The organism is Citrobacter sp. Ce104, assembly GCF_030334595.1.
GTDB classification, from domain to species: Bacteria; Pseudomonadota; Gammaproteobacteria; order Enterobacterales; family Enterobacteriaceae; genus Citrobacter; species Citrobacter europaeus.
The window spans coordinates 212,632-237,346 of sequence record NZ_JAOWDP010000069.1; the positions used below are offsets into that span (position 1 = coordinate 212,632).

22 protein-coding genes are annotated in these 24,715 nt (G+C 49.2%); 5 read left to right on the plus strand and 17 right to left on the minus strand.

Going from position 1 to position 24,715, the window contains the following annotated elements; genetic code table 11:
- Nucleotides 1-119: 119 nt before the first annotated feature.
- From trpS to OGW16_RS23815, 4 genes are all read right to left on the minus strand, one after another.
- Nucleotides 120-1,124: a tryptophan--tRNA ligase gene (trpS, locus tag OGW16_RS23800; protein ID WP_043016457.1), complete on the minus strand. Its 1,005-nt coding sequence runs from the start codon at nucleotides 1,122-1,124 to the stop codon at nucleotides 120-122.
- Between the two features lie 219 nt (nucleotides 1,125-1,343).
- Entirely contained in the window at nucleotides 1,344-3,128 is a 1,785-nt protein-coding gene (locus OGW16_RS23805) for a diguanylate cyclase (protein WP_213731838.1), read from the minus strand.
- A gap of 119 nt (nucleotides 3,129-3,247) precedes the next feature.
- A complete protein-coding gene (locus tag OGW16_RS23810; RefSeq protein ID WP_047411496.1) occupies nucleotides 3,248-4,357 on the minus strand; it encodes an AI-2E family transporter in 1,110 nt (369 codons plus the stop codon).
- A gap of 170 nt (nucleotides 4,358-4,527) precedes the next feature.
- Nucleotides 4,528-5,019: a GNAT family N-acetyltransferase gene (locus tag OGW16_RS23815; RefSeq protein ID WP_286519093.1), complete on the minus strand. Its 492-nt coding sequence runs from the start codon at nucleotides 5,017-5,019 to the stop codon at nucleotides 4,528-4,530.
- Nucleotides 5,020-5,155: 136 nt separating this feature from the next.
- Here OGW16_RS23815 and OGW16_RS23820 point away from each other — a divergent pair, with 136 nt between their 5' ends.
- Nucleotides 5,156-6,124 (plus strand): LysR family transcriptional regulator, encoded by a 969-nt coding sequence (locus OGW16_RS23820; protein WP_502873983.1) that lies wholly within the window; start codon nucleotides 5,156-5,158, stop codon nucleotides 6,122-6,124.
- Here the strand turns inward: OGW16_RS23820 and metC are convergent.
- From metC to OGW16_RS23835, 3 genes are all read right to left on the minus strand, one after another.
- On the minus strand, nucleotides 6,078-7,259 hold the full coding sequence (gene metC / locus OGW16_RS23825) for a cystathionine beta-lyase (protein ID WP_286519097.1): 1,182 nt from the start codon (nucleotides 7,257-7,259) through the stop codon (nucleotides 6,078-6,080). The genes OGW16_RS23820 and metC overlap by 47 nt on opposite strands.
- Before the next feature lie 54 nt (nucleotides 7,260-7,313).
- On the minus strand, nucleotides 7,314-8,486 hold the full coding sequence (locus OGW16_RS23830; RefSeq protein ID WP_286519286.1) for an amino acid permease: 1,173 nt from the start codon (nucleotides 8,484-8,486) through the stop codon (nucleotides 7,314-7,316).
- Between the two features lie 318 nt (nucleotides 8,487-8,804).
- On the minus strand, nucleotides 8,805-9,701 hold the full coding sequence (locus OGW16_RS23835) for a LysR family transcriptional regulator (protein WP_286519099.1): 897 nt from the start codon (nucleotides 9,699-9,701) through the stop codon (nucleotides 8,805-8,807).
- Nucleotides 9,702-10,262: 561 nt separating this feature from the next.
- On the opposite strand from OGW16_RS23835, the gene OGW16_RS23840 reads away from it, so the two are divergent.
- Both OGW16_RS23840 and OGW16_RS23845 read left to right on the plus strand, forming a co-directional pair.
- On the plus strand, nucleotides 10,263-11,213 hold the full coding sequence (locus OGW16_RS23840; protein WP_286519101.1) for a bifunctional helix-turn-helix transcriptional regulator/GNAT family N-acetyltransferase: 951 nt from the start codon (nucleotides 10,263-10,265) through the stop codon (nucleotides 11,211-11,213).
- A gap of 150 nt (nucleotides 11,214-11,363) precedes the next feature.
- A complete protein-coding gene (locus OGW16_RS23845) occupies nucleotides 11,364-12,323 on the plus strand; it encodes a YbgA family protein (protein WP_286519103.1) in 960 nt (319 codons plus the stop codon).
- Between the two features lie 139 nt (nucleotides 12,324-12,462).
- Here the strand turns inward: OGW16_RS23845 and OGW16_RS23850 are convergent, their stop codons facing one another.
- From OGW16_RS23850 to OGW16_RS23880, 7 genes are all read right to left on the minus strand, one after another.
- Nucleotides 12,463-14,391, minus strand: a complete 1,929-nt coding sequence (locus tag OGW16_RS23850) for a putative bifunctional diguanylate cyclase/phosphodiesterase (protein ID WP_100194425.1) — start codon at nucleotides 14,389-14,391, stop codon at nucleotides 12,463-12,465.
- A gap of 17 nt (nucleotides 14,392-14,408) precedes the next feature.
- Complete coding sequence (locus OGW16_RS23855; protein ID WP_003832739.1) at nucleotides 14,409-14,903, minus strand: putative pterin-binding protein; 495 nt, start codon at nucleotides 14,901-14,903, stop codon at nucleotides 14,409-14,411.
- A 424-nt stretch (nucleotides 14,904-15,327) separates the two neighbouring features.
- Nucleotides 15,328-15,969 (minus strand): helix-turn-helix transcriptional regulator, encoded by a 642-nt coding sequence (locus tag OGW16_RS23860; RefSeq protein ID WP_043016450.1) that lies wholly within the window; start codon nucleotides 15,967-15,969, stop codon nucleotides 15,328-15,330.
- A 124-nt stretch (nucleotides 15,970-16,093) separates the two neighbouring features.
- Entirely contained in the window at nucleotides 16,094-17,062 is a 969-nt protein-coding gene (locus OGW16_RS23865; protein ID WP_100194424.1) for a threo-3-hydroxy-L-aspartate ammonia-lyase, read from the minus strand.
- Between the two features lie 27 nt (nucleotides 17,063-17,089).
- The gene (locus OGW16_RS23870; RefSeq protein WP_286519110.1) at nucleotides 17,090-17,485 is read right to left on the minus strand and encodes a RidA family protein; all 396 of its coding nucleotides are present in this window, start codon (nucleotides 17,483-17,485) and stop codon (nucleotides 17,090-17,092) included.
- A 241-nt stretch (nucleotides 17,486-17,726) separates the two neighbouring features.
- Nucleotides 17,727-18,035: a monooxygenase gene (locus OGW16_RS23875; RefSeq protein WP_043016447.1), complete on the minus strand. Its 309-nt coding sequence runs from the start codon at nucleotides 18,033-18,035 to the stop codon at nucleotides 17,727-17,729.
- A 36-nt stretch (nucleotides 18,036-18,071) separates the two neighbouring features.
- A complete protein-coding gene (locus tag OGW16_RS23880; protein ID WP_043016446.1) occupies nucleotides 18,072-18,863 on the minus strand; it encodes a PhzF family phenazine biosynthesis protein in 792 nt (263 codons plus the stop codon).
- A gap of 133 nt (nucleotides 18,864-18,996) precedes the next feature.
- Between OGW16_RS23880 and OGW16_RS23885 the strand changes: the two genes are divergently transcribed.
- Entirely contained in the window at nucleotides 18,997-19,695 is a 699-nt protein-coding gene (locus OGW16_RS23885; protein ID WP_286519112.1) for an RluA family pseudouridine synthase, read from the plus strand.
- A 38-nt stretch (nucleotides 19,696-19,733) separates the two neighbouring features.
- On the opposite strand, the gene mdtK is transcribed toward OGW16_RS23885, so the two are convergent.
- Nucleotides 19,734-21,107, minus strand: coding sequence for an MdtK family multidrug efflux MATE transporter (gene mdtK, locus OGW16_RS23890; protein ID WP_047411470.1), 1,374 nt, complete (start codon nucleotides 21,105-21,107; stop codon nucleotides 19,734-19,736).
- A gap of 217 nt (nucleotides 21,108-21,324) precedes the next feature.
- Here mdtK and OGW16_RS23895 point away from each other — a divergent pair, with 217 nt between their 5' ends.
- Nucleotides 21,325-21,972: a riboflavin synthase gene (locus tag OGW16_RS23895; RefSeq protein WP_043016443.1), complete on the plus strand. Its 648-nt coding sequence runs from the start codon at nucleotides 21,325-21,327 to the stop codon at nucleotides 21,970-21,972.
- 41 nt (nucleotides 21,973-22,013) lie between these two features.
- Here the strand turns inward: OGW16_RS23895 and cfa are convergent, their stop codons facing one another.
- Nucleotides 22,014-23,162 (minus strand): cyclopropane fatty acyl phospholipid synthase, encoded by a 1,149-nt coding sequence (gene cfa / locus OGW16_RS23900; RefSeq protein WP_043016442.1) that lies wholly within the window; start codon nucleotides 23,160-23,162, stop codon nucleotides 22,014-22,016.
- Between the two features lie 291 nt (nucleotides 23,163-23,453).
- On the minus strand, nucleotides 23,454-24,659 hold the full coding sequence (punC, locus tag OGW16_RS23905) for a purine nucleoside transporter PunC (protein WP_043016441.1): 1,206 nt from the start codon (nucleotides 24,657-24,659) through the stop codon (nucleotides 23,454-23,456).
- Between the last annotated feature and the right edge of the window lie 56 nt (nucleotides 24,660-24,715).

Below are 24,715 nucleotides of genomic sequence, written 5' to 3' on the forward strand. Positions count from 1 at the left end.
AAAGATAACTAACTTTTACTGTATTTGACCAATAAGCTGCGTGTCAGCTTCTGATAACTCCCGACGATAGTAATTCGTCGGGAGCTATCTTTATTTATCGAAAAGGGTGTTATCAGCGCTCAGAATACCGGTAAACCCAGACCTTGCTTCACTTCTCTTAATGTCTGCTGCGTAATTTCGTGCGCCTGTTCGCTTCCTTTTTTGAGCATCGCCATCAGCATGCCTTTATCCTGGATGTAGGTTGCCCGCCGCTCGCGCATCGGGGCGATAAGCTCTTGCAGGCACATCTCCAGCTCGTTTTTACATGCCCGGTCACCCAGTCCACCGCGCTGATAATGCGCTTTCATCTCAGCCACTTTCGCTTTATCCGGATGAAAAGCGTCGAGGTAAGTGAATACCATATTGCCGTCAATTTTCCCCGGATCGGAGACTTTTAGATGATTAGGGTCGGTGTACATTGCGCTGACCGCATGATGAATAGCCTCTTCGCTGGCGGATAAGAGTAATGTGTTACCGAGCGATTTAGACATTTTGGCATTACCGTCAATCCCTGGAAGGCGGCTGGTTTCACTCAGCAACGCTTTACAGTGCGACAAGACGGGGGCTGGTAACAGGCTATTCATCTTATGTACGATCTCATTGGTCTGTTCAATCATTGGCAACTGATCGTCGCCGACGGGAACCACTTCGGCTTTGAAAGCTGTAATATCTGCTGCCTGACTGATGGGATAAACCAGAAAGCCAACCGGTAACGAGCGGGCAAAACCTTTCTGCGCAATTTCGTTTTTGACTGTGGGATTACGCTCCACGCGAGCTACGGTGACGATGTTCATATAAAGAGTGGTCAGCTCAGCGAGGGCGGGCAGTGCAGATTGCAGACAAATGGTAGTGAGTGAAGGGTCTATACCAGCGGCGAGGTAATCGGCCAGTACTTCGGGAATATTGTCCCGGATCTTTTGCGGCGTGCTGCCGTTATCGGTTAGCCCTTGCAGGTCAGCAACCAATATAAACTGCTGATAATCATGTTGCAGAATAGCACGCTGGCGCAGAGACCCAACATAGTGGCCAAGATGCAGCGGGCCGGTGGGTCGATCGCCAGTGAGGATGATGGTTTTGTTGTACATGTAAGACTCCTTAATCATAAAACCGAAAGGGGTCTTTAAATGCAGATAACCGCCTTTCGGCGGTTATCTAAAAATGGGGAAAACACATTCTGACCGCCTTTAAGAAGGCAGCCACCACTGGTTGTAATTAAATGCGGTGATATCGTGTTTTATGTTCATCCAGTTAACATATCACCGCCTGGCGCAGAGGTAAAGCAATGCACGTAATGCCGGCGTAACTCAGCTTGCTTCCAGCATGCCAAAGCTAACGATGCGCGAACGTCCCAACTCTTTAGCACGGTACAGCGCGACATCTGCGGCGCGCAGCAGGTTGTCGCTCTGGGCGTGCTGTGGATAACTGGCAACGCCGATAGAGACATCGACGTGACCAATGTCAGAGACGCCAAAGCGCAGCGACAGCTCGCGTACGCCGTTGTAGATATCCGTTGCAAAGCGGTTAGCGGCCTGTTCATCCGTATTAGCCAGCAGCACCAGAAATTCTTCGCCGCCGTAGCGGAAGGCCATGCCGCTGTCGTGGACAACGCGTTGAATAGTCGCCGCGATACTTTTTATCACGCTATCGCCTGCCTCATGACCAAAGCGGTCGTTAATATTTTTGAAATGGTCGATATCGATCATCAGGCAGCTTATCGGCTCTTTGTTACGTACTGCCTGGCTCATTTGGGTGCGTAGCGTATCTTCCAGATGGTGACGGTTGCGCAGTCCGGTTAGCGGATCGTAGAGCGCTTTCTCCAGCAACGCATCGCGCAGGCGCTGGTTGGCTAACGCCAGACCGAGTGCTTCCGCCATCAGCTCCAGATACGCCCGTGAGGGAGCAGAATCTTTGCTGAGGTTCTGGAATGAGAGCAGACCAATGGCTTCACCCTGGGCAATCAGTGGCACGCACAAAGTGTGCTGCTGGCATGACTCCGGCAGATGATAGCAGGCGATATCGGGTTCGCCTTGCACCGGGGGATGGCTCTGACCACGGCGCACAGCCCAGCACTCGTCCGGGTGGAAAGCGTCTGCTTTGCCCTGTGGTGAAAGCCATTGCGCAACGCAGCGCATCTGCCAGGGTTCGCGGTCCAGTATGTAAAGCCGCCCGGCAATACCCGGGGCAATATTTGGCGCAAACAGCTCGGCCACATTAATGACATCGGCAAAACTCTCGCAGCCCTGCAAACGTTGAGTCATGCGCGCCAGCAGCTCGCGGATAGCCCAGTCGGCATCTCGTTCTTTCTCCAGTCGTTGTCGTACCAGGCCGTTTTCGCGAAAAATTCGGATCGCCTGCGCCATATCGCCGATTTCATCGATCTGGTTAAAGCTGGGCGTTTCCACGGCGTAATCCTGCGACGCCAGACGGTTAACCACATCGCTCAGCCGTACAACGGGGCGTAATACGCGGCGTTTTAAAATAAAGCCGAGGACAAACAAAAATAGCAGTGCCGTTAGCCCGACCATCACTTCCGAGGCCGTACGTAGCGTGCGCGATGCCTGGGTAGCATCTTCAATGGTGTTGCGTACGCGGTTGTCGAGCAACTGACGGAAATGGTCTATCCGATCCTGGGCGCGCTCCAGTTCTTGTTCATAAGTTTTCCCGTACAGCAGGGCGATGGCCTGCGACTCTTCTCCGCGCGCGACGCTGGCAAGCGCCGTAGCTTGTTCATCCTGCAGGGCATCAACAATCTGTAGTCCTTCATGTAACAGCGCCAGCTCTTCATCCGTTGCCCCGATGTCTTTTAGCTTCGACAACCGCTGTTCCACCGCTTTTAGCGATGCTTCTTTCTGACGGTAGGCATTAAGCGCCTCAGGATCTTTTGCAATAACATATTCGCGTGCCAGATCGGACAGCGACCAGGCGTCGAGCTCTACTTCTTCGGTCAGCTGATCGAATTGGTATCGCTGCTCCACCACCTGGCGTTCGGTGTTATCGGCGCTGGAGGCCATCAACATGACAACGCCGGAGGCTATGGTCAGACATACCGTCGCGCTGTAGGCCCAGTTGGTGATTGTGGCAATTCGCACTGATTAGTTCCTTCTGCGACGATTAATGAATACGCATGATTGAAATTATAGGAAACGTATGATTTTGCGTGAAAATAAAAAAGGCGGTCCGAGGACCGCCTTCTGTTATCGTCCTGCCATCATAAATCTGGAGGATTTTTTCCTTCTTCCATAAAGGCTTCGTCGATTCCTTCCACGTTACCTGCATGGTCACGCCCGGAAAACAGGTTCCAGCAGGTGATGAACAGTGCGGCAATCAGGGGGCCAATCACAAAGCCGTTAATGCCGTAGATCTCCATGCCGCCGAGGGTGGTAATCAGAATCAGGTAGTCCGGCATTTTGGTGTCTTTACCCACCAGCAGCGGGCGCAGGATATTGTCCACCAGCCCGACGATAATCACGAAGAAACCTACGATAAACAGCCCTTGCCACAACTGGTGCGTAGCGAAGAGAAATATTGCCGCTGGTACCCAGACGATTGCTGAGCCGACGGCGGGTACGAGGGATAGAAACGCCATCAGCGCGCCCCACAGAACGCTGCCGTCGATATCAACAATGGCAAACGCGATGCCGCCAAGGATACCCTGAACCAATGCCACTACCGCCGTGCCCTTGACCGTTGCCCGCGTCACCCCGACGAACTTGGCAAACAGGTGCTGTTTGGCAAAATCAGAAAGCGGTAATGAGTCCAGAATCTGGCGCACCAGGTACGGTCCGTCCTTCAGTAAGAAGAACAGTAGATACAGCATGATGCCAAAGCTAATAGCAAAGCCGAATGTTCCTTTACCAATCAGGAACGCGCTGCCTGCGAGGTACTGTCCACCCTGCAGGACAATGTCGGACAGTTTTTTCTGAATCTGCGCGACGTTATCCAGATTATGTTCTGCGAGGAAACTTCTGGCCCAGTCAGGAAGATAAGAAATAATGGCGGTGACCACTTCGGGAAACTGAGTGTCGTTTTGTTGTAATTTGGCATATACCACGTTCAGCTCAATAGCTAACGAGGAGAGGATTATCATCAGTGGGATAAAGACAATCAGACAAATGATGCCGATGGTGAGCAGTGACGCCAGCCCGTTGCGTTCCCCAAGCGCCGTGCGCAGTCTGTTTTTCACCGGGTTAAAGATAGTGGTCAGGATTGCGGCCCACAAAATGGCGGAAAAGTAGGGGGACAATACATCGAAGAATGCCCAGGTCACGAGGGCAAGTATGAAAATGAAGAAACCTTTAGTCAGTCCGTTAAATCGCATTAGTGAACCCTGTAATGAGAAGCAGTCACGACTATAGAACCGTTCAGGGGAATTACCAACTTTAGCTGCTGATATTAAGAAGAAAGATGACAAGGCATGAGCGGACGCCCTGTCATATGAAGATTCTTTCCTGGCTTTTAAAGGTCAAAGAGTCGTGTCTTTTCGTTAAATCAGAGTGTCATCATCATTTCATGCCAGGCCATACCACCGTGGTCTGACTCAGACGGCTTTATATACTGGTAACCAAAATGAGCATACAGATCGACATGGCGATCTTTACACAACAGATGAATTGTTTTTTTGTTCATTGCTTTCATATGCGCCACGAATTCATGCATCAGCAACGACGAGTATCCTTTGCCCTGATAATCCGGGTGAACCACTACAGACATAATCACGGCATTAGGAGCATCCGGATCGTGTCCAACCAGTTCTTTAAACTCTTCATCAGACATCACGACTTTCCATGCGCAGCCTGCATTGATGAAACCAATAACGTCGCCGTTTAGCTCCATACACAGGAAACCTTCCGGATAGCGGTTAATACGAGTGGCTATTTTCTCGCGCGTTGCGGCTTCATCCCCTTCGTAGGATGTGATTTCAATATCATAGCAACGATCGACATCGGCGGCAGTGGCCTGACGGAATACAGGGGTAGACATAGTTTTTCCTCTTCAGAATCATTTTGTTGGAAATATACTATCTTTTTTCAATCATGCTTTCGCTGCATTTTATGCAAAAATAAAATGCATGGTATTCATTAATCGCTGTTTTCAAATTTGCCCTGGAAGAACCATGATGTCGACATTGCGCAAGACCGATCTGAATTTATTGCTTATCTTCGATTCTCTTTATCGGCATGGGAGCGTAACGGAGGCAGCTAACGAAATGGCGCTAAGTCCGTCGGCGCTGAGTCATGCGCTCAATCGCTTACGTGCCTCACTTGACGATCCCTTATTTGTGCGCATCGGCGGACGCATGGTGCCAACGTTAAAAGCTGAGGGCATTGCCGCCAACGTTTCTGCCGCTCTGAGCAGTCTCTCGACTTGCCTGCATGAGCCTGAACACTTTGAGCCAGAAAAAAGCCGGGAGACGTTTACTTTTGCCGCCACGGACTACACGGCCGCGGTGATCCTGCCAGGCCTGATCGCGAGAGTTAACAGCCTCGCGCCGGGCATTACCATTAAGCTTATCTACTCACGTGATTTTAACGCCGATCAAGATCTGCTTTCGGGTAAAGTCGATTTTGCCCTCGGTTTTGAAGAAGAGCAGAAAAATCTCCGGCGCGGTATTGAGTCCATTACCTGCTTTACTGATGATTACGTGGTTGCTGTTCGATGCGGTCATCCTGAAATTCATGATTTCCTTACCCATGAGCGCTATCTTAGCGCCGGACACGTGGTGGTACGCCCATGGCTGGAATCCCGGGGTGCTATCGACCGCTACCTGGAAAGTCAGCGGGTACGCCGCCGAATTGTTGTTGAATTGCCAAGTCTGATGATTGCCCCGCTCATTGTTTCAAATACTGATCTGATCATCACACTTCCTAAGCGGGGCATCTCATCTGTTTTTGATATGAAAAATCTTGTGGTGTTTACTCCTCCATTCCCGACACCCCAGTATATTCTGAAGGCTTATTACAGCCCACAGCTCAGGAACTCACCTGGACATCTATGGATGAAAGAGCAAATTTTGCAGGTTTGCGAGGCGCAAAACCCGATTACGCCAATGAATGCAGCCGATCAAGCCCCTGACGCAGATCGGTGATCTGGTCATCAGTATCTTCCAGGCCAATCTGGAGCCGGAGGGTTTCTCCCTTCTTGTTCCAGGTTGTAGCAGTTCGATATTCCCGGCAGTCGAAAGGAATAATCAGGCTTTCAAAACCGCCCCAGGAATACCCCATTCCGAACAGCTGCATGTCATTTAGCATGCGTGTTACCGCCTGTTTGCTGAATATGGGATCAAGCACCACAGAGAATAGCCCTGACGATCCCGTAAAGTCTCGCTTCCATATTTCATGTCCTGGACAATCCGGCATTGCGGGGTGGAGTACAGTTTTTACTTCAGGTTGTTCTGCAAGCCAGTGAGCAATTGCCAGTGCCCGTGCTTCCGCTTCTTTCAGGCGAATATGCAACGTTCTCAACCCACGTAAGGCAAGGAAACAATCTTCTGCACCCGGTAACATGGCCATACTGTCATAGGTGGCACGTAGCGCAGGCCAGGTCTCGGCATTAGCGCTCACCATCCCCATCAGCAAGTCAGAGTGTCCACTAAGGTATTTGGTCCCGGCTTCCACAGAGATGTCGCAGCCGTGTTGATGTGCCTGGAAGAACAGCGGCGTTGCCCAGGTGTTATCGATGATAGTTTTAATATTCTGCCTACGTGCAATACGGGTAAGCAGTGGGACGTCCTGAATTTCAAAGGTTTGCGAACCGGGAGACTCCAGAAATAGCGTGCTGGTTTCAGGGCGGATCAGTGCGCTGATACCTTCTCCCACCATCGGGTCGTAATAAGTGGTTGTGACGCCAAATTTTTGCAGGGTGAGATCGCAAAAATTACGCGTTGGGCGGTATACGGAGTCCGGCATCAGGAGATGATCTCCTGCCTTGAGTGTCGTCATTAGCCCCAGAGCCACGGCACCCAGTCCAGAAGGTGACATCACTGTGCCAGCAGCCCCTGCAAGTTCCGTCCAGGCATCTTCCAGATTTTTAATAGTGGGTGTGCCAAGCGTACCGTAAGCAAAGGCCGCCCGATTGTTTTCGAGATCTTCCACAGTTTCAAATACAACAGTTGAGCCGCGATACACCGGGCTGTTCACAAAACCGTGCTGTTCGCGAGTATTCCGCCCCATTTGTGTTAAGCGGGTTGATAATTTAAGGGAGTAACTGTTCATATTTTTCATATACACATCCATAATTTATGACCTTGGCAGTTGGTCAATTTTATTCAACAAACTTTAAAATGGTGAGATGCAAAGAAGAATGCCATAAAAGGCAACGTAATAATTTTTACCGGATCGCAGGTTGTCCAGTGCCGAAACTCTTTTTACCAGATAGAAGGGTATTAAGCAGGCTACCAGTCCAAATACTGGGCCGGAAATTTGCATTAGCAGCATCACTGAAAAATCAAAACTGACCCAAACCCAGAGAAATATGACAATCGCTACGGCAATAATGATTGAAAGCAGCCTACGGTTAATATTTTTGCTGCCTGAGATGCGAGATATCATATTAACCGCTAGTCCCATAATAGCTTCTTTGAATCCTAGGTAAATACTGAAAAATGCCGTTAATATTGCAAAGATATTTAGTGTTACTGAAAGTATGCTCACTAAATTCCCCGGCATGATTTGTGATGCCAACGCCAGGGCAGAGATATTTTGTTCAAGAGCTGACGCTGCCTCTTCTTTGGTGATAGCGAAACTAAAGGAGAAGGCGAAGAACAGCACACTGACGACAAGTACGATGTAGGCAATGCGCGTAGCACGGATCGCTCGAAGTGAAGCAATGACTGGGTCGGACTCCAGTTTGCGATACGCGATGTTCATTGGGTTGAGGATCTGAACAAACAAAATTGAAAACAACGTAAATGGCAGCGTTAGCAAAACGTCCCGTAGGAAGCTCATGACAGGAGGAAATGCAGAGATATTATTGATACTCCAGTATGGAGTCATTACTGCACCAAGAAAGATAATCACGGCAAGTTTAAAGAAAATCATCGGCCCAGAGATACGAAACAGCCATCTTTCACCCTGGTTAGCAATCAACACCATAACGCCTAATAAAATAAGAGGGTACCATACTGTTTTGGATAAAAATCCATCAGTAATGTGGTAGCTATGCAAATACGCAGCACTGTCGTTTACCAGACTCATCGCATAATTCAAAATACCCATTAGCAGCATTAGAAAGTAAGCAACACCTAACAATCCGCCCCAGTTTTTACCAAGATACTGGGTTATAATTTCTGCATAGCTGTCGCAGGCTGGGGTCTGGGTTAAGGTTTTAAGGTACAGGTCCTGAAGCCAGTAGATTGCTGGATAGCTTAATGAAATAGAGGCAATAAATACCCATATTCCTTTTACGCCAGCCTGAATCGGCATGTAGATAATACCTGCTCCTATCGCCATGCCAATACACAATACTACCCATCCAAGATCGTAGGTTGTGAAAGGAATTCTATGCTTAATCACTGCATCTTCACTGTTTACCATCATTTTCAACCTCTTTAAAGAGACTTATATTTTCTGGGTTTCTGTCGAACCATAAATATGTGTGTAGGGTTTTAGTCATTACAGAATCTATTTCTGCAAGGTCATTTTTTAACGAAGATGTTGGTAAAACAATATTGTCTCGATAACAGCATTGCTGAATTGTGATTCGCACTGATATATAGCAATGACTGTGAATGTGAGTCACAGATGATGTCGTCAATGATCAGCGCGCCATCACATTTTCTCCCGTAATGCAGTCTTCAGAAAATCCAGGAAATGAATGATAGTTTTGTCCCCCTGAACTGAAGGCGAGACAATGGCCTGCAAACGATGTGTGACGCCAGGATCGTGAGCTGGCAGTACGCGTATTAACTTCCCGGAATCCAGATAATGGCTCACCAGATAATCCGGCAGACAGGCAACCCCACCATGGGCTAAAGCTCTTTGTAGCAATAGCAGGCTGGAATTACACGAAAAATAGGGCATTACTTTTACCGTTTCGCTCTTAATGCCGTGATGAAATGTCCATCTTCCCTCGCTGGTCATTTGCGGGTAGACCAGACACTGATGGAAACGTAAATCGATGGGAGTGTGAATCGGCGGATGACATTTCAGATATTCCGGAGAGGCACAATAGAACCAGCTGATATCCATCAGGCATGTATCATCTTCTTCATATTGTGCCGCTTCCGAAGAGATCCTCAACGCGATATCAAACTCATCGCGCGCCAGATTAATCAGGCGATCGTCAAGCGTGACGTTAATGCACACACCAGGGTGTAACTGCTGAAAGGCATTTGAAATATGCGGAATGTGGGTGCAACCAAACGCCACTGAACAGTTGATACGGAGAGTTTCAGCTTCTACGCTGGCAGCCAGTCCTTCAATGTCAGCAATCACCCGGCGTGCCACCTGAAGTATTCGTCGCCCACATGCCGTTAACTGAATCGGGCGCGATTCGCGAGAAATCAGCGTATTGCCAACAACTCCCTCAAGTTGAGTAAGACTCTTGCTGACAGCCGAAGGGGTCAACCCTAATTCTCTGGCTGCCCTTGATTGATTACCCGTTTCTGCCACTTTGATAAGCACCTGAAACTGGTTGAGATAGCTTGAAAGTTTGGGAGCATTCATCTCTTTTCACGTTTCCAGTCAACAGATTTAAGCAAAGGCCATGACGTCAGTTCCAGTATCGAAAATAAACAAAAGAAAAACGCGCCCATGACTAACGCTAAATTCAGGAGATAAGACAAAAATATCGAGCAGAGAATTGGGAGGTTATCGTGAATAGTTTTCACTAGAACAAGTGCAGTAAACAAAAAGACATTTAATAAATGCATGGTAAATCCTGAGATTCAGGCCGATGATTAACATGTGTTCAGTTTACTTGCGCTATCATTTGCCTGCGCTGCATTTAATTCATTATCAAAGTGTACAATTTTCATTTCATATCTAAGTTTTCAGGGCAGCGGAAACAGGTAGGGAGAACACGTTGATGTAACGATAAAGTTCGCAGAGTTGCTAAGGAGTTTGAAATGAGATATTAAAAATACCAACGTCCGCTTCTGGCACGAAACGGACAGCCTGATGCATCGCAAGGTCTACTTCGAGCGGGAAGCGGATATAGAATAAGGGATTGACAAATTCCTCACACCAATGGTTGTATGATGCAACTATTGTTGCAGGGTAATGCTCATGATTTCTGAACTAAGTAACATACAAAACATACGTGCGGCATCACGCTTAATGGTGCGAGAGCTTGGGTTCATGAACCAAAATCTGGCTGCTACCGACTATCCTCCTTCAGCAGTTCACGCCATGCTTGAAGTTGAAACACATGGGTCATTAACAGCCGCTCAATTGGTCCAGATCTTGGGGCTAGAGAAGTCCAGCGTTAGCCGCATGCTCGCTAAACTTGTTGAAGCCGGAGAGCTTAAAGAAACTCCTTCTGCTGAAGATGCGAGGACAAAACGGCTAAGCCTTACCGGGAAGGGCATGGAGACCGTACATAGCATCAATACTTATGCTGACGAACGTGTCGGAGCAGCACTTGGTAAGCTCGATCCGTTTACACAGCAAGCTGTATTACAAGGTCTTTCTTCCTATGCCAACGCGTTGAAAGCCTGTCGTGAAAGAAACGAGGGTAACCTGCGTAACAGCGTAAAAATAGTCACGGGTTATCATCCCGGCATGATAGGTCGTATTACTGAAATGCATGGCGGCTATTACGCCAGAGAACATAACTTCGGCAGTTTTTTTGAAGGGAAGGTTGCCGCAGGTCTTGCTGATTTTTCTGGTCGCCTGGACAAGCCATGTAATCAGATTTGGCTGGCAATCGTGAATGAGCGCATAGTCGGCTCAGTTGCAATTGACGGTGAGGATCTGGGGAATAATGAGGCGCATCTGCGTTGGTTCATCCTTGACGATGGGTGTCGTGGCAGCGGACTGGGTAGAAAACTTATTGGCGAAGCGATGAGATTTTGTGATGAGCAGAGATTCTCTTCGGTTCAATTGTGGACATTTAATAAACTTACTGCGGCAAGACGATTGTACGAATCATTCGGATTTGAATTATCGAAAGAATGGGAAGGCGATCAATGGGGTAATACTATTACTGAGCAACAGTTCACTCGAAAGGCATCTTAAAACCGCTAACCACTTCCCCTGGCGGCCAGGATTTTTTTGAGTACTTGCATCTATCAGTTGAACTCACAGCAGATATCGTACGCTATGATTTAATAGTGAAACCGTTATGTTTTTTCCCGAAAAGGGTCGTCAATAAACGAGGGGGTCGTTATGAACACTCAACCTGTCATCGGGATTAGTGGATGTTTAACCGGTTCAGCCGTGCGTTTCGACGGTGGGCATAAACGGATGGGGTTTGTGATGGATGAGCTGGCTCAGTGGGTGACTTTCAAACCTGTCTGCCCGGAGATGTCCATCGGTTTGCCTGTACCACGTCCCGCGTTGCGCCTGGTTCAAACCGCACAAGGGAATATCCGCATGTGTTTTAGCCATGCGCCAGGTGAGGATGTCACCGATAAAATGTCCGATTTCGCTGCTTCATATATCGATGGACTTGGCGATCTGTCGGGTTTTATTGTCTGTGCTAAATCACCAAGCTGCGGTATGGAGCGAGTGAGGTTGTATGACGAAAAAGGAAATCGTGGCCGAAAAGAGGGCACTGGCCTGTTTACCGGCGCATTGATGGAAAGCTACCCGTGGTTGCCAGTCGAAGAAGATGGCCGTTTGCACGATCCAGTGCTGAGGGAGAACTTTGTCGAGCGAGTGTTCGCGTTACATGAGCTTATTAGGCTGCGGGCCGATGGTCTTACTCGTCACGGCTTACTCAATTTCCACAGTCGCTATAAGCTTCAGCTTCTGGCCCATCACCAGGCAGGTTACCGGGAGATTGGTCCATTCGTTGCATCGCTCCATCAGTGGGATGATCTGGACGCTTTTTTTGTGGCTTATCGCGAAAAGCTCATGGCAATCCTTAAAAAGCCCGCCTCGCGGAAAAATCACACCAACGTACTGATGCATATCCAGGGCTACTTCCGCGATCGGTTAAACACCCGCCAGCGCGGAGAGTTACGTGACGTTATCCTCAACTATAGCGGCGGGCTGCTGCCAATACTGGCGCCACTGACGCTACTCAAGCACTATCTTGCTGAATACCCGGACAGCTATTTGCTTACCCAGAACTATTTTGATCCTTATCCGAATGATTTAGCACTACGGTTGATGATCAAGTAGCCTGATAGCGAATCAACATGGGGCCGATATAACCATGTTTGCGAAGGTTATCCTTGCGATCCCGCAGGGATAACGCTCGCGGTATGCAGATGAGAAAAAACGCGGCCCTGTATCCACGAGTAAATGTGTCGTCCGTGATTTAACCGTTTCTGATTTCCTCATCAATGCAAGGCTGAGGTTTGCCAAACAGATATCCTTGTGCAAAATCGCAGCCCAGTGCCTGAAGACTTTCAAGTTGCTCCTGCGTTTCAACACCTTCTGCGACAGCCTTCATATTGAGGGATTTCGCCATGCCGGTGATCAGTTTGATGATATTAAGGGCGTCTTCCTGTGTGGATATCGAATGCACAAAGGATTTGTCTATTTTGATTTTATCGAAGGCAAGTCTGCTGAGGCGCGAAAGAGACGAGTATCCGGTACCAAAATCATCGATGGAAATTTTCACGCCCAAGGCTCTGAGCTTATTAAGCGTGTTCATTGGTGTCGTACTCTCAGTAAAGAGAGAAGACTCTGTCACTTCCAGTTCGAGGCGGTCCGGTGGAAGTCCTGTTTCTTTCAGTATGGTTAACACGATGCCGGCAAAGCCTTTGCTGCTTAGCTGAACAGGGGAGACATTGACCGAAATCTTAGCCGGAACCGCCCAACACGCCGCTTCCCTGCAGGCAATTTCAAGCACCGCTTTACCCATCTCATTAATCATTCCTGTTTTTTCAGCAACAGGAATAAAGCTATCAGGCGACAGCAGACCTTTTAGAGGATGAATCCAGCGAATCAGCGCTTCATAGCTGTAAATTTTCTGGCTGAAAGAATCGACAATAGGCTGGTAATAGACCACGAATTCTTTGTTCACTATTGCCAATGCCATATCATGCTCAAGCGTTCTGCTTTCTTGCAGCTTTTCTAACATGCGTTGCCGAAAGACTTTTATCTTACCTGAGCCTTCATTTTTGGCCTCATACAGGGCCAAATCGGCAAATTTATAAAGATAGTCGGAGCGACGTTCAGTTTCTGAGATAACGATGCCAACACAGGTGGTTATGTTGATAATCGTGTTGTAAATAGTGTAGGGCTGGCTGATAAAATCACTTATTTTCTGGGCTCGTGAAACGGCCCGGCTTTCTGTCAGACCGCTCGACAGAAACGCAAACTCATCCCCTCCTAAGCGATACAGGGTATCCGAAGTCAGGCTCATCGAAATCAGACGGTCTGATATCTGGCGCAATAACATATCACCAGCATCATGACCATACGTATCATTTACCTCTTTGAATCGATCTAAATCGAACAACATCACGGTCACAGCATCGTTATTTTTTTCTGCTATCTCGATTGTTTTATTTAAATCGCTCCAGAATAGCTGGCGGTTATTCATCTCGGTAAGAGAATCATGGTAGACGTCATATTCCAGTTTAGCATTCTGGATTTGTAGCTTTTCTTTAGATTTCTGCAGTTCTTGGGCCAGACTCTTGACCTGAAGGTGCGCCCGCAGAATATTTCTGTTTTGATAGAAAATGAGCACGCCCAGAATCGCACTGAGTATTATCAACAATACAGAGGTAGCTGAGTAAATATAGTACAGCGTTTGAATTTTTTGGTTGGCGTTATTGATCGAGTTAACATCCTTGTTTAAGGCACCGGATGAAAGACGGCCAAGTGGTGCATCCAGAGCATGCATTTTTTTCAGATATGCCTGGAGTGCTGAACGATTCATGTTCTCAAGATTAACATCCAGATAACTAAGAGTATTTTCAAGTTTTACCGCCAGCTCACGGTGGGCTATATTGCTTTCTATGTAGCGCCCCAGGTCACCTTCTTTTATCAAATCACTCTGGCTGAGCATAATGTCGAGACGCATACGTACATCATCGAGATTCATCGTATCATCGATAGTGTAAAGACCAAGCAACGATTCAAATCGGTAATATTGTGATACCAACTGAGCAGCAGACCAGGAATCAGTGTAATGAGTCAGTTTCTGTAGCTCTTGTTGCCGTTCATGCACGAGGAAAGAGATATACCCGGTAGATATAAAAAGAAAAAAGATGATGCCAGCCAGTATTCTGTTCATGATGTTCCTCTGAACGCTTACTCAATATCCATACTACTGACCTGCCATGCAGACCTTGAATAATAAATCTGATTATTCAGTTCTGGCATGCTGTCATAGGGGTACACAATGAATAACGGGCCTTTGTCACGGATGCGCATATATTTTCCGTTGATTTTTAAAGCAAGGATAGCATTGTATTTTTTGAAATCACTGAGAGGGATAACGGTGGTGTAGTCATTGAGCGCAGTGACCTTCACAACAGAGCCATTCGCCCCGACATAATCCATGAGTTTTTGTAGTGGAATACCCGTAAAGGTAGTGCGTCCATTATACCAGGGGGAGGTGGTCTGGAAACTGACCATGCCCAGCTTCTCGAGGCTGGCGGTATCAAAAACGGCTTTCCCATCAGCATTTGTATTTTCAATATTACCCGATAGCGTTAAAAGAACTTTACCGGTGGGCCTGGAAAGTTCACCTGCCCAAAGCTGGGTGGAGAGTACAAAGCTTACCAACATGACCATTAACCGCATTCTTACCTCACCAATCAGCCGGATGTAAAAGAATTATAATTTAGATATCACGCTATTTATATATATTGCATAGGTATTATTGGTGCAATAAATTCAGTATTTTTTAAATTCTTTTAAATCAGTGAGTTAGTTGTTATTTGTTCTATTGTGATGCATTAGCAATGCTGGTAGTGTTATTTGAGTAAAGCTAAATTTCACTGTGTACGTACAAAAATAAGTCATCTATTTACTCAGCGCCAATAAATACGCACGAAAATAAAGGTTTATTTTTTCACTGCAGCGGGATTTGGTTGTTTACTGGTGGATAACTATATCGGACACGAAATCGGGCACGAAGCCGCCCTTAGTATAGCGGGAGCGCTTCGTGTCGGTAATCAAGAGCAGACATTCTATGCTGCGGCAAGTGTGGTCTATCTGAACCCGTTTATTCACCCGCCTGAACTGACTGACGGGCATACAGATAAGCGGTAGCCCTGGAAACGCCCAGATGCTGCGCTACGGTATCCATAGATTTTCGTACGTTCAGCAAACCGTCTTTGCGTAATTGTTGAATCAGTCGCTTACGGTCTTCAGGTTTAAGGGCGCGGGCCGTTGTGGCGCGCTTAGCCGCAAAGTCATCGATACGCTGGCGGATGACTTCATTACTACCAGGATCGATATGTTCCTTAACAGGCGAGTCTGCGGTTTCAGTAAAACGCGCGAGGGCGCTCTGCATGCCACGAAACAGCGTCATATCCACATTCAGACACAGTGCTGCTACGTATATGCCTTTTTCATCCTTGATGCCTATGGACGTGCTTTTCACCGGACGGCCATCGGCAAACTGGTTGCTGTAGTTGGCAATGATACTGGGAAATTCAGGCGATGCGATTCTGGCCAGGCCAAGCTCTGTTGCCGGCTGGCCGGGTTCACGTCCTGACAGGTTATTATGGATGGATAAAATGGCATGTTCAGGATTTTTGAGATCATGAACCACCACTTCGCAAAATGGAGAAAAGGTCTCACTCAAGCCCCTGGCGATAGTATCAATTTGGCAGAGAAGTGAGTTGTTGTCGGTTTTTGGCATGCCAGTCTCCTGCGGTGATGCCTGTTGCCACAATTGCGAGCAGTTTACAGTGAGCTGGGCCCGCTTTTCCAGACGGGAATGTACAGACAATAGTAAGGTATCCGCTTAGCAGATACCTTTTCGATCACCCGGCAAGGAATTCACTGTAACGGCTGATATCCACGTTGCCACCGCTGATGATAATGCCGATTTTCTTACCACGCAGTTCAGCTTTACGCGCTCTGGCGGCGGCGAAACCCAGGCAACCGGTCGGCTCCACGACAATTTTCATTCGTTCAGCGATAAATTTCATTGAGGCGACTAATTCATCGTCTGAGACAGTCAGAATATCGTTCACGTTTTGCTGGATAATTGGAAACGTAATATTCCCGAGATGTTGAGTTTGAGCGCCGTCAGCAATGGTTTTAGGTGTATCGATATGAACAATTTTGCCGCTGCGAAACGACTGTTGACCATCATTTCCTGCTTCGGGCTCGACGCCATAGATGATGCAGTCAGGAGACAAATGTCGCGCTGCCAGTGCGGATCCTGAAAGCAGCCCGCCGCCGCCCAGACACACGAAAAGAACGTCTAACTGACCTGCTTCCTCAATCAGCTCTTTTGTGGCGGTGCCCTGGCCCGCAATCACGTGCGGATGGTCGTAAGGCGGGATTAGCGTCAACCCGTGTTTTTCTGCCAGGTCCCGGCCAATCTTTTCACGATCTTCGCTATAGCGATCGTACATCACCACATTTCCGCCATAGCCTTTTGTTGCGGCAACTTTAGCTGCCGGGGCATCATGCGGCATGATAATGGTCGCCGGGATCCCCAACAATTTTGCCGACAGGGCAATGGCCTGCGCGTGGTTGCCGGAAGAAAAAGTAACGACGCCCGCAGCGCGTTGCTCCGGGGTGAACTGGCGCAACGCATTCATGGCGCCGCGAAATTTAAACGCGCCCATTCTCTGGAAGTTTTCGCACTTGAAGAAAACTTCAGCAGCAAATTCTTCATTAACCGTTCGGGAGGTCATCACTGGCGTTCTGTTGGCATAATCGGCGATGCGTTCTGCCGCAGCGGCCACATCGTTATAATCTGGCAGTGTCATTTCAGTCATTGTTGTTCACCTGTATGTCGTTAAACGTTACGCTTGTTGGGCCAACGCAATGGCTTCAACTTCCAGCGCGAAGCCATAATGAAGCTCAGCAACGCCTGCTACGGCACGGGATGGACGGAAATCACCGATCCATTCTCCATAGATTTTGTTAAACGTCGGCCACTGGTTCATATCCGTCACATAGACGCGAACAGACACCAGATGCTGACGGGAAACTCCAGCACCCGCCAGACAAGCATCAATATTCTTGAGTACCAGTCGGGTTTGATCTTCAAAAGAGGCATCCGCTTTTTTCTCGCCATCAAAAGTAACCGGCAACTGCCCCGAAATGAAGACGAAGCCCCCAGCCGTTGTACTGTGCGAGTAATGACCTGCTGGCGGGAAGCTTCCGGCAGATGAGTTCAATGTAATGTCCACGGACATAAGAAATCTCCTGTAGCTGATGATAATTCACTTTGTATAAAATAATACTGTTTGTATTATTTATACGCTTTCATATTGCTTTCGGCTAGTGGTAGTTTTCGCGGGTGATAATTTTGTGAACTATTGCAAACGCGGCACACGCTATATCGCCATCGTGAGGTGGCGAAAAGGGGGGCTTTTGATGAGGGGGACGGCAGCAGAGTGTAGCAGCGCCCCGGAGCGGGGCGTCTGGGGGAAAATATTAGCCGATATGACCGTGGTTAATCTTACTTAATGGTTCATTGATATCGAAGATTTTGAACGTCACGTCTGTCACGCCTAAATGCTTCAGGCGGGCCGTGTGTTTTTTGATATAGGCCAGCGCGGTGTTTTCATCCTGGAACAAGTAGATGCCACCCGCTTCATTATTTGCTGCGTTTTCGGTCCAGATTTTCCAGATGAACCCCGGCTCCTGGTTGATTGACTCGGCCAATTCAACGAGCTGATTCGACATCTCAGCCCCAAACGGGCCATGAAAATCAAAGTGTATCTGTACGAGTTTGTTCGACATAAATCCTCCATGGATGGGTTAATTCGGGTAAGGCTGTTAGCGCAACAGCACGTGACCCGTCAGATAAGTTACAGCTTGTCCGCCGATGTAAACACGCGTTCCTGTCAGTTGGCAGCGTAAATCCCCGCCGCGTGCCGAGACCTGGCGCGCCAGCATCTGTGTTTTGTTCAGTTTTGCAGCCCAGTAAGGGATCAGCATGCTATGTGCCGAGCCTGTGACGGGGTCTTCCGCAACGGCTTCGCCCGGGCAGAAGAAACGGCTGACGAAATCGTATTCCCCATCACCCGGTGCGGTGATACAAACCATTTTCCCCAGCGGAAGCATGGCGTGGATGTTTGGGCGCACAGCCTCAACCTGCTGTTGATTCTCCAGCACCACCATGTAATCGCGTGCGACGCGCACCTCTTTGTATTCTGTGATGCCTAATGTTTCCAACAATAAGGTGGGCGGCTCGACAGGTTCACTTTGCCAGGCCGGAAAATCAAGCGTCAGCCATTCACCGCTGCGTGTGACCGTCAGCGGACCCACAAACCGGGTAGCAAAATGGAGGGTAGTGTCCGGGTAATCCAGATGTTCAAAGATGACATGCGCGGCGGCCAGAGTGGCATGCCCACACAGATTGATTTCTCCCTGAGTGGTAAACCAACGCAGCTCAAAGCCATTTTCCTTGGCGACAAAAAAAGCAGTTTCAGACTGGTTATGCTGCTGCGACATTTTTAATAATGTTTCATCGGGCAGCCAGTCAACGAGCGGACAGACTGCTGCGGCATTACCGCCAAACGTCGTGGTGGTAAAGGCATCTACCATGTAAAAATCGATTTGTTGCACTGTGTAACCCTCTCATCGCACTCGGGATAATCCACACTCTATCATGCAATGATTGCCATGGGTTAAGCGCGCCGATTCGCCTGGCTGGTCAAAATTCGTTATCATCCGTTCCCACACTTTATCCAGGCCGCTCATGTCTACGATCCTCGATACCTTCATTGCCCCACCTTGTCATGACGAGATAGAGATCCTCTATCAGGACGAGCACCTGGTGCTTATCAATAAACCCAGCGGGCTGCTTAGCTTGTCGGGGAAAAATCCGCAGAATCTTGATTCGGTACATTACCGGCTGGTACAGATTTACCCCGGCTGCACGCTGGTTCATCGGCTTGATTTTGGGACTTCAGGGCTGATGGTGGTTGCCCGCAACAAGGCTATCAATGCCGCGCTTTGCCAGCAGTTTAGCCAGCGTACGGTCACTAAGGTATACAGCGCGCTGTTATGCGGACATCTGGAAAACGATGAAGGGATTATCGACGCAGCGATTGCCAAAGACCCGGCGCTGTTTCCACTGATGTCGATTTGCGCTCTTAACGGCAAACCTGCCCGCTCGCGCTATCAGGTTATTGAGCGCTTTTATCACCCCCTGGAGGAGGGGACTTTACTCCCCTTGACGCGCGTACAACTGACGCCTGAAACTGGGCGAACCCATCAACTACGGATCCACTGTCAACAGTTGGGGCATCCTATTTTGGGGTGCGATTTGTATGGCGGGCGTCTACTGCCAGGCAGTGAACTAACCCCGCGGCTGATGCTGCATGCCAGTGAGTTGCATTTCAGGCATCCTGTCCACAAACAGTGGGTGAATGCCGAAAACGCCAGCCCCTTCTGAAGCTGTCAAAAAGCCGCCAGATGGCGGCTGTTATGGGGTTATCGCGCGGCGCGTTGTAAAATAACTGCTGATGGCTGGCGTTGTAGAAACCGCATGCGCAGCATCATCAGTATCGCCGCAGAGGTCAGGCCGATAATAAAGCCCATCCAGAATCCCGCCGGTCCCATCCGGTCAACGACCAGATCGGTAAGCGCCAGAATATAACCGCTTGGCAAACCCAGCACCCAGTATGCCGTAAAGGTAATAAAGAAAATGGAACGCGTATCTTTATAACCACGCAGGATACCGCTGCCAATAACCTGGATAGAGTCCGATATCTGATACACCGCGGCCAGTAACATGAGCTGCGCCGCAAGAGCGACTACTTCCGGGTTATTGTTGTAGAGCAGGGCTATGTGCTCGCGGAATGTCACGGTGAAAATCGCCGTTACCATCGCCATGCAGACCCCGACACCCAGACCCGTTCTGGCGGCAGTTTGCGCATCCAGTGTTGATCCCTGGCCCAGACGATAACCGACACGAATGGTGACGGCTGCAGCCAGAGACATCGGCAGAACGAACATTAACGAGCTGAAGTTCAGTGCGATCTGGTGTCCGGCTACGTCGACAATCCCCAACGGGGAAACCAGCAGCGCCACCACCGCAAACAGCGTCACTTCGAAAAATAGCGCCAGCGCGATAGGCAAACCCAGTTGAATCAGACGTTTCATTACGGCGGTGTCCGGTTTCTGGAAACCACGCTCATTACGAATATCGCGCATCGAGCGTGCGCGTTTTACGTAAGACAGCATGGCGATAAACATCACCCAGTAAACCGCAGCCGTAGCTACGCCGCAGCCCACGCCGCCCAGTTCCGGCATGCCTAAATGCCCATAAATGAAAACGTAGTTAACCGGAATGTTCACCAGCAGGCCGAGAAATCCCATCACCATCGCCGGTTTCGTCTTGGCCAGACCTTCACACTGATTACGGGCTACCTGGAAGAACAAATACCCAGGTGCCCCCCACAGCAACGCGCGCAGGTAGCCGACGGCTTTATCCGCCAGCGCCGGGTCAATATTATGCATGGAGTGAATAATGTAGCCTGCGTTCCACAGCACTACCATTATCAGAATGGATACGCTGCCCGCCAGCCAGAATCCCTGGCGTATTTGATGGGCGATTCGATCCCGGCGTCCGGAACCATTGAGTTGCGCAATTACCGGCGTCAATGCCAGCAGTAGTCCGTGACCAAACAGAATGGCCGGCAGCCAAATGGACGTACCAATGGCGACGGCCGCCATATCTGTGGCGCTGTATCCGCCCGCCATGACGGTATCAACGAATCCCATTGCGGTTTGAGCGATTTGCGCAAGAATCACCGGAATTGCCAGAGCTAATAACTGACGCGCTTCACTTACATACTTTTGCACGTGTACACCACTATATTGTTGTTATTTGAGAGACTAAAAAAGCCGCCTTATCTGGCAGCAAGGAGAAAATGCAGGGGAAATTTCAGTCTATTGTAGCGAGGAATACGTAATTCTCCAGTGAAAAAACAGGCAGGCGCGGCGCATCGCTGGCAACCTGAATTTCCACCTGCTATTGTGCTGTGCAGAGATGTCTTAATTGAGTTCAGGAGTTTGAAGTATGTTTACGGGTATTGTGCAGGGCACCGCGAAATTGGTGTCCATTGATGAAAAACCAAATTTTCGTACGCATGTCGTGGAGTTGCCTGAATATATGCTGGATGCGCTGGAGACTGGCGCATCGGTTGCTCACAATGGGTGCTGCCTGACGGTCACCGAAATTAACGGTAACCAGATAAGCTTTGATCTGATGAAAGAAACGCTGCGCATCACCAATTTGGGTGACCTGAAGGTCGGTGATTTGGTCAACGTTGAGCGGGCGGCAAAATTCAGCGATGAAATTGGCGGACATTTAATGTCGGGCCACATTATGACTACCGCCGAAGTGTCGAAAATTCTGACCTCTGAGAACAACAGACAGGTGTGGTTTAAGGTTCAGGATCCATCGCTGATGAAATATATCCTGTACAAAGGATTTATCGGTATTGACGGTATCAGCCTGACGGTCGGTGAAGTGACGCCGACGCGCTTCTGTGTGCATTTGATCCCGGAAACGCTGGAGCGTACGACGCTTGGCAAGAAAAAGCTGGGCGCGCGGGTCAACATTGAAATTGACCCTCAGACTCAGGCGGTGGTTGATACCGTTGAGCGTGTGCTGGCGGCGCGTGAAAGCGCCATCAGTCACGTCACGGGCGAATCGGGAGCGTAAGCCTGAGTGTCAAGCCCCCGTTGGCTCGGGGGCGATAACGATTAGCGGGGAACGCGCAGACCGTGTTCAACGCCGCGGGAAAATACCACCTGCCATAGCTGAATGTCACGAGCACGAAACGCCCCGGCGCAGGCGTTCAGGTAATAGCTGAACATCCGTTTGAAACGTTCGGTATAGTTATCGGCGATTTCGGGCCAGGATCTCATGAAACGCTCGTGCCAGGCCATCAGCGTTGTATCGTAATCCGCGCCAAAATTATGCCAGTCTTCCATCACAAAATGTGGCTCGCTGGCGTTAGCTATCTGGCGAACTGACGGTAAACAGCCGTTCGGAAAGATATATTTATTGATCCACGGGTCAACGTTATTGTCGGTCTTTTTGGAGCCGATGCTATGCAGCAAAAAGAGACCGTCAGGTTTTAAATTACGATCGACCACCTCAAAATAGGTGGCGTAGTTCTTCGGCCCCACATGCTCAAACATGCCCACGGAGACAATGCGATCAAATTTGTCGTTCAGGTCGCGGTAGTCCTGCAGCAAAATGGTGACATCCAGCCCCGCGCAACGCGCCTGCGCCATTTTCTGCTGTTCTGCCGAAATGGTCACACCCACTACGCTAACGCCATACTGTGATGCCATAAACTGGGATAAACCGCCCCAGCCGCAGCCAATATCAAGCACCCGCATTCCTGGCTTCAACTGCAGCTTTTCAGCAATCATTTTTAGCTTCGCCTGCTGGGCAGATTCCAGGGTGTCGGCATCTTTCCAGTAGGCGCAGGAATACTGCATATAAGGGTCCAGCATGCGGGTAAAAAGGTCGTTGCCTAAATCGTAATGTTCTTTACCGACGACCCACGCACGTTTTTTGGTCTGTAAATTGAACAGGCGGGCCGTGGCGATACGTAGCGTATCTTTAAAGTGGCGGGGGAGTTGGTTTTCAAGACCCGCGCGCAGGACTTTACTAAAAAACATGTCCAGCCGGTCACATTCCCACCAGCCATCCATATAACTTTCACCCAACCCTAACGATCCTTCCTGTAATACGCGTTTGAAAAAATCGGGGTTTGTTACGCGAATATCCGCCGGTGCCGGGCCATTAATGGTAATGCCTGCACGGCTCAATAATTCATTGGTGATGCGGTACCAGTCATCATCCGGTACGCTGACGTCTTCTATACACGATGAACTCATAGCTTCTCCATCACTGGTAGGTGATCAGAACCTTAAAACAGCGTAGACGCTTTTTTGGGCTTTGTGAGAAATCTCACGGAATTAATCCGCGAATCTATAATCCGACGTAGAACAGAGGAAGGGAGGAACCCTTGCCGAAAAGGCCATCCGTGGAAAAACGGGAACGTTCTTGTCCCCGTTAATACATAGAAATTATCGTTATTTTTAACAACCGGAAATCAGTATAGGCCTGATTTTTTATCGATTCAACTGATAATTGTTAGCGGGCTAATTAATTGCCCGCAACAATCTTTAGTGTGACTCACCGTGGGCAATTTGTGCACGATCATCTGTTTGCGGGGCGTCAGCTTTCTGTGATTGCATTTTGTAACCCACGCCCGCCAGCAGCACCGTTGTCAGCATCACGCTGGTGGTGGTGAGCAGTGGGGTAGCGATTAACCAGGAAACCACAAGGCTTGCCAGGAAGCATAAACCCAGTTGCAGCGTGTTCTGCAATGCGGCTGCGCGTCCTGTTGCTTGTGGGAAAGGACGTAATGCTTGCGCGACGACGATAGGATAGATTGCCCCGTTAGCGATCGCCATCACACAGAATGGGATCAGGATTTCAGCCAGCGCAACATGATGAATAAAGCCGGTTGCCCAGGTGGCCACAACGCTGATGGCATACAGAATGAGTAACCAGGGCAGCAGTTGACGGCCCTGCCATTTTTGCAGCGCAGCGCGGCAGCCGTAACCACCGATTAAGAAAGCGATAGTTTGCGGAACATAGCTCAGGCCAATCACCGCTGGACTGTAGCCCATTTCGCTGAGGATGAACGGGGAACCCGTCAACCATGCGAAAAAGCTTGCGGAACAGGCGGCATAAATCAGCACGTTTCCGCGGTAAGTTTTCGAGCGTAGCAAGGTGGCGAACGTCAGTTTGTCCTGGCTGTCGTCGCGTGCTTTAACCGTCGGTTTTAAGCGCAGTGCGGGAAGCATCAGAATTAGGGTAATGGCAAAAAGGGTGGCGAAAATGGCCTGCCAGGAAAAATGTACCAGGATCCAACTGCCTAGTAATGGTGCTAATGCCGGAGATAATCCGACCAGCGGCATAATGGTGGCAAAGATGCGGTTTACTTTTTGTGAAGGATAATAATCGGTGACCAACGCCTGCCAGATAACCGATGCAGCGCAAACACCAACGGCCTGGACAAAGCGCAGCACCAGCAGGCCGGTGGCGTTTTCAACCCACAGCATGCCCAGACTGCCCAGTGCAAAGATAGATAAACCCAGTAGCAAAATAGGTTTGCGACCGTAGTGGTCGGAAAGTGGCCCCCACAAAAGTTGCGCGACGGCAAAACCGGCTAAGAACAAGCTAAGGCTGGCGCTGACGGCAGATGCAGGTGTTTGCAAATCGGACTGAATTGCGGCAAAGGCGGGCAGATACATATCCGTTGCCAGAAAGCCGAGCACGCTAAGACCTGCCAGCCAGACTAAAAACCCTTTCCCAGGTTGCATCATCATTTCTCTTTTTTTAGCAATAGAACAATGCCGCTGAGTGTAGTGAGTGTAAT

Bases quoted from the DNA above. Each gene is read 5' to 3' on its own strand.
- metC (WP_286519097.1), bottom strand. From the start codon at position 7,259: ATGAAAAATATGAACAGTTACTCCCTTAAATTATCAACCCGCTTAACA.
- OGW16_RS23855 (WP_003832739.1), bottom strand. From the start codon at position 14,903: ATGCGGTTAATGGTCATGTTGGTAAGCTTTGTACTCTCCACCCAGCTT.
- OGW16_RS23840 (WP_286519101.1), top strand. From the start codon at position 10,263: ATGATTTCTGAACTAAGTAACATACAAAACATACGTGCGGCATCACGC.
- punC (WP_043016441.1), bottom strand. From the start codon at position 24,659: ATGCAACCTGGGAAAGGGTTTTTAGTCTGGCTGGCAGGTCTTAGCGTG.
- OGW16_RS23815 (WP_286519093.1), bottom strand. From the start codon at position 5,019: ATGTCTACCCCTGTATTCCGTCAGGCCACTGCCGCCGATGTCGATCGT.
- OGW16_RS23830 (WP_286519286.1), bottom strand. From the start codon at position 8,486: ATGGCGATAGGAGCAGGTATTATCTACATGCCGATTCAGGCTGGCGTA.
- cfa (WP_043016442.1), bottom strand. From the start codon at position 23,162: ATGAGTTCATCGTGTATAGAAGACGTCAGCGTACCGGATGATGACTGG.
- OGW16_RS23810 (WP_047411496.1), bottom strand. From the start codon at position 4,357: ATGCGATTTAACGGACTGACTAAAGGTTTCTTCATTTTCATACTTGCC.
- OGW16_RS23845 (WP_286519103.1), top strand. From the start codon at position 11,364: ATGAACACTCAACCTGTCATCGGGATTAGTGGATGTTTAACCGGTTCA.
- OGW16_RS23885 (WP_286519112.1), top strand. From the start codon at position 18,997: ATGTCTACGATCCTCGATACCTTCATTGCCCCACCTTGTCATGACGAG.
- OGW16_RS23820 (WP_502873983.1), top strand. From the start codon at position 5,156: ATGTCGACATTGCGCAAGACCGATCTGAATTTATTGCTTATCTTCGAT.
- OGW16_RS23875 (WP_043016447.1), bottom strand. From the start codon at position 18,035: ATGTCGAACAAACTCGTACAGATACACTTTGATTTTCATGGCCCGTTT.
- OGW16_RS23870 (WP_286519110.1), bottom strand. From the start codon at position 17,485: ATGTCCGTGGACATTACATTGAACTCATCTGCCGGAAGCTTCCCGCCA.
- OGW16_RS23850 (WP_100194425.1), bottom strand. From the start codon at position 14,391: ATGAACAGAATACTGGCTGGCATCATCTTTTTTCTTTTTATATCTACC.
- trpS (WP_043016457.1), bottom strand. From the start codon at position 1,124: ATGTACAACAAAACCATCATCCTCACTGGCGATCGACCCACCGGCCCG.
- OGW16_RS23865 (WP_100194424.1), bottom strand. From the start codon at position 17,062: ATGACTGAAATGACACTGCCAGATTATAACGATGTGGCCGCTGCGGCA.
- OGW16_RS23860 (WP_043016450.1), bottom strand. From the start codon at position 15,969: ATGCCAAAAACCGACAACAACTCACTTCTCTGCCAAATTGATACTATC.
- OGW16_RS23835 (WP_286519099.1), bottom strand. From the start codon at position 9,701: ATGAATGCTCCCAAACTTTCAAGCTATCTCAACCAGTTTCAGGTGCTT.
- OGW16_RS23895 (WP_043016443.1), top strand. From the start codon at position 21,325: ATGTTTACGGGTATTGTGCAGGGCACCGCGAAATTGGTGTCCATTGAT.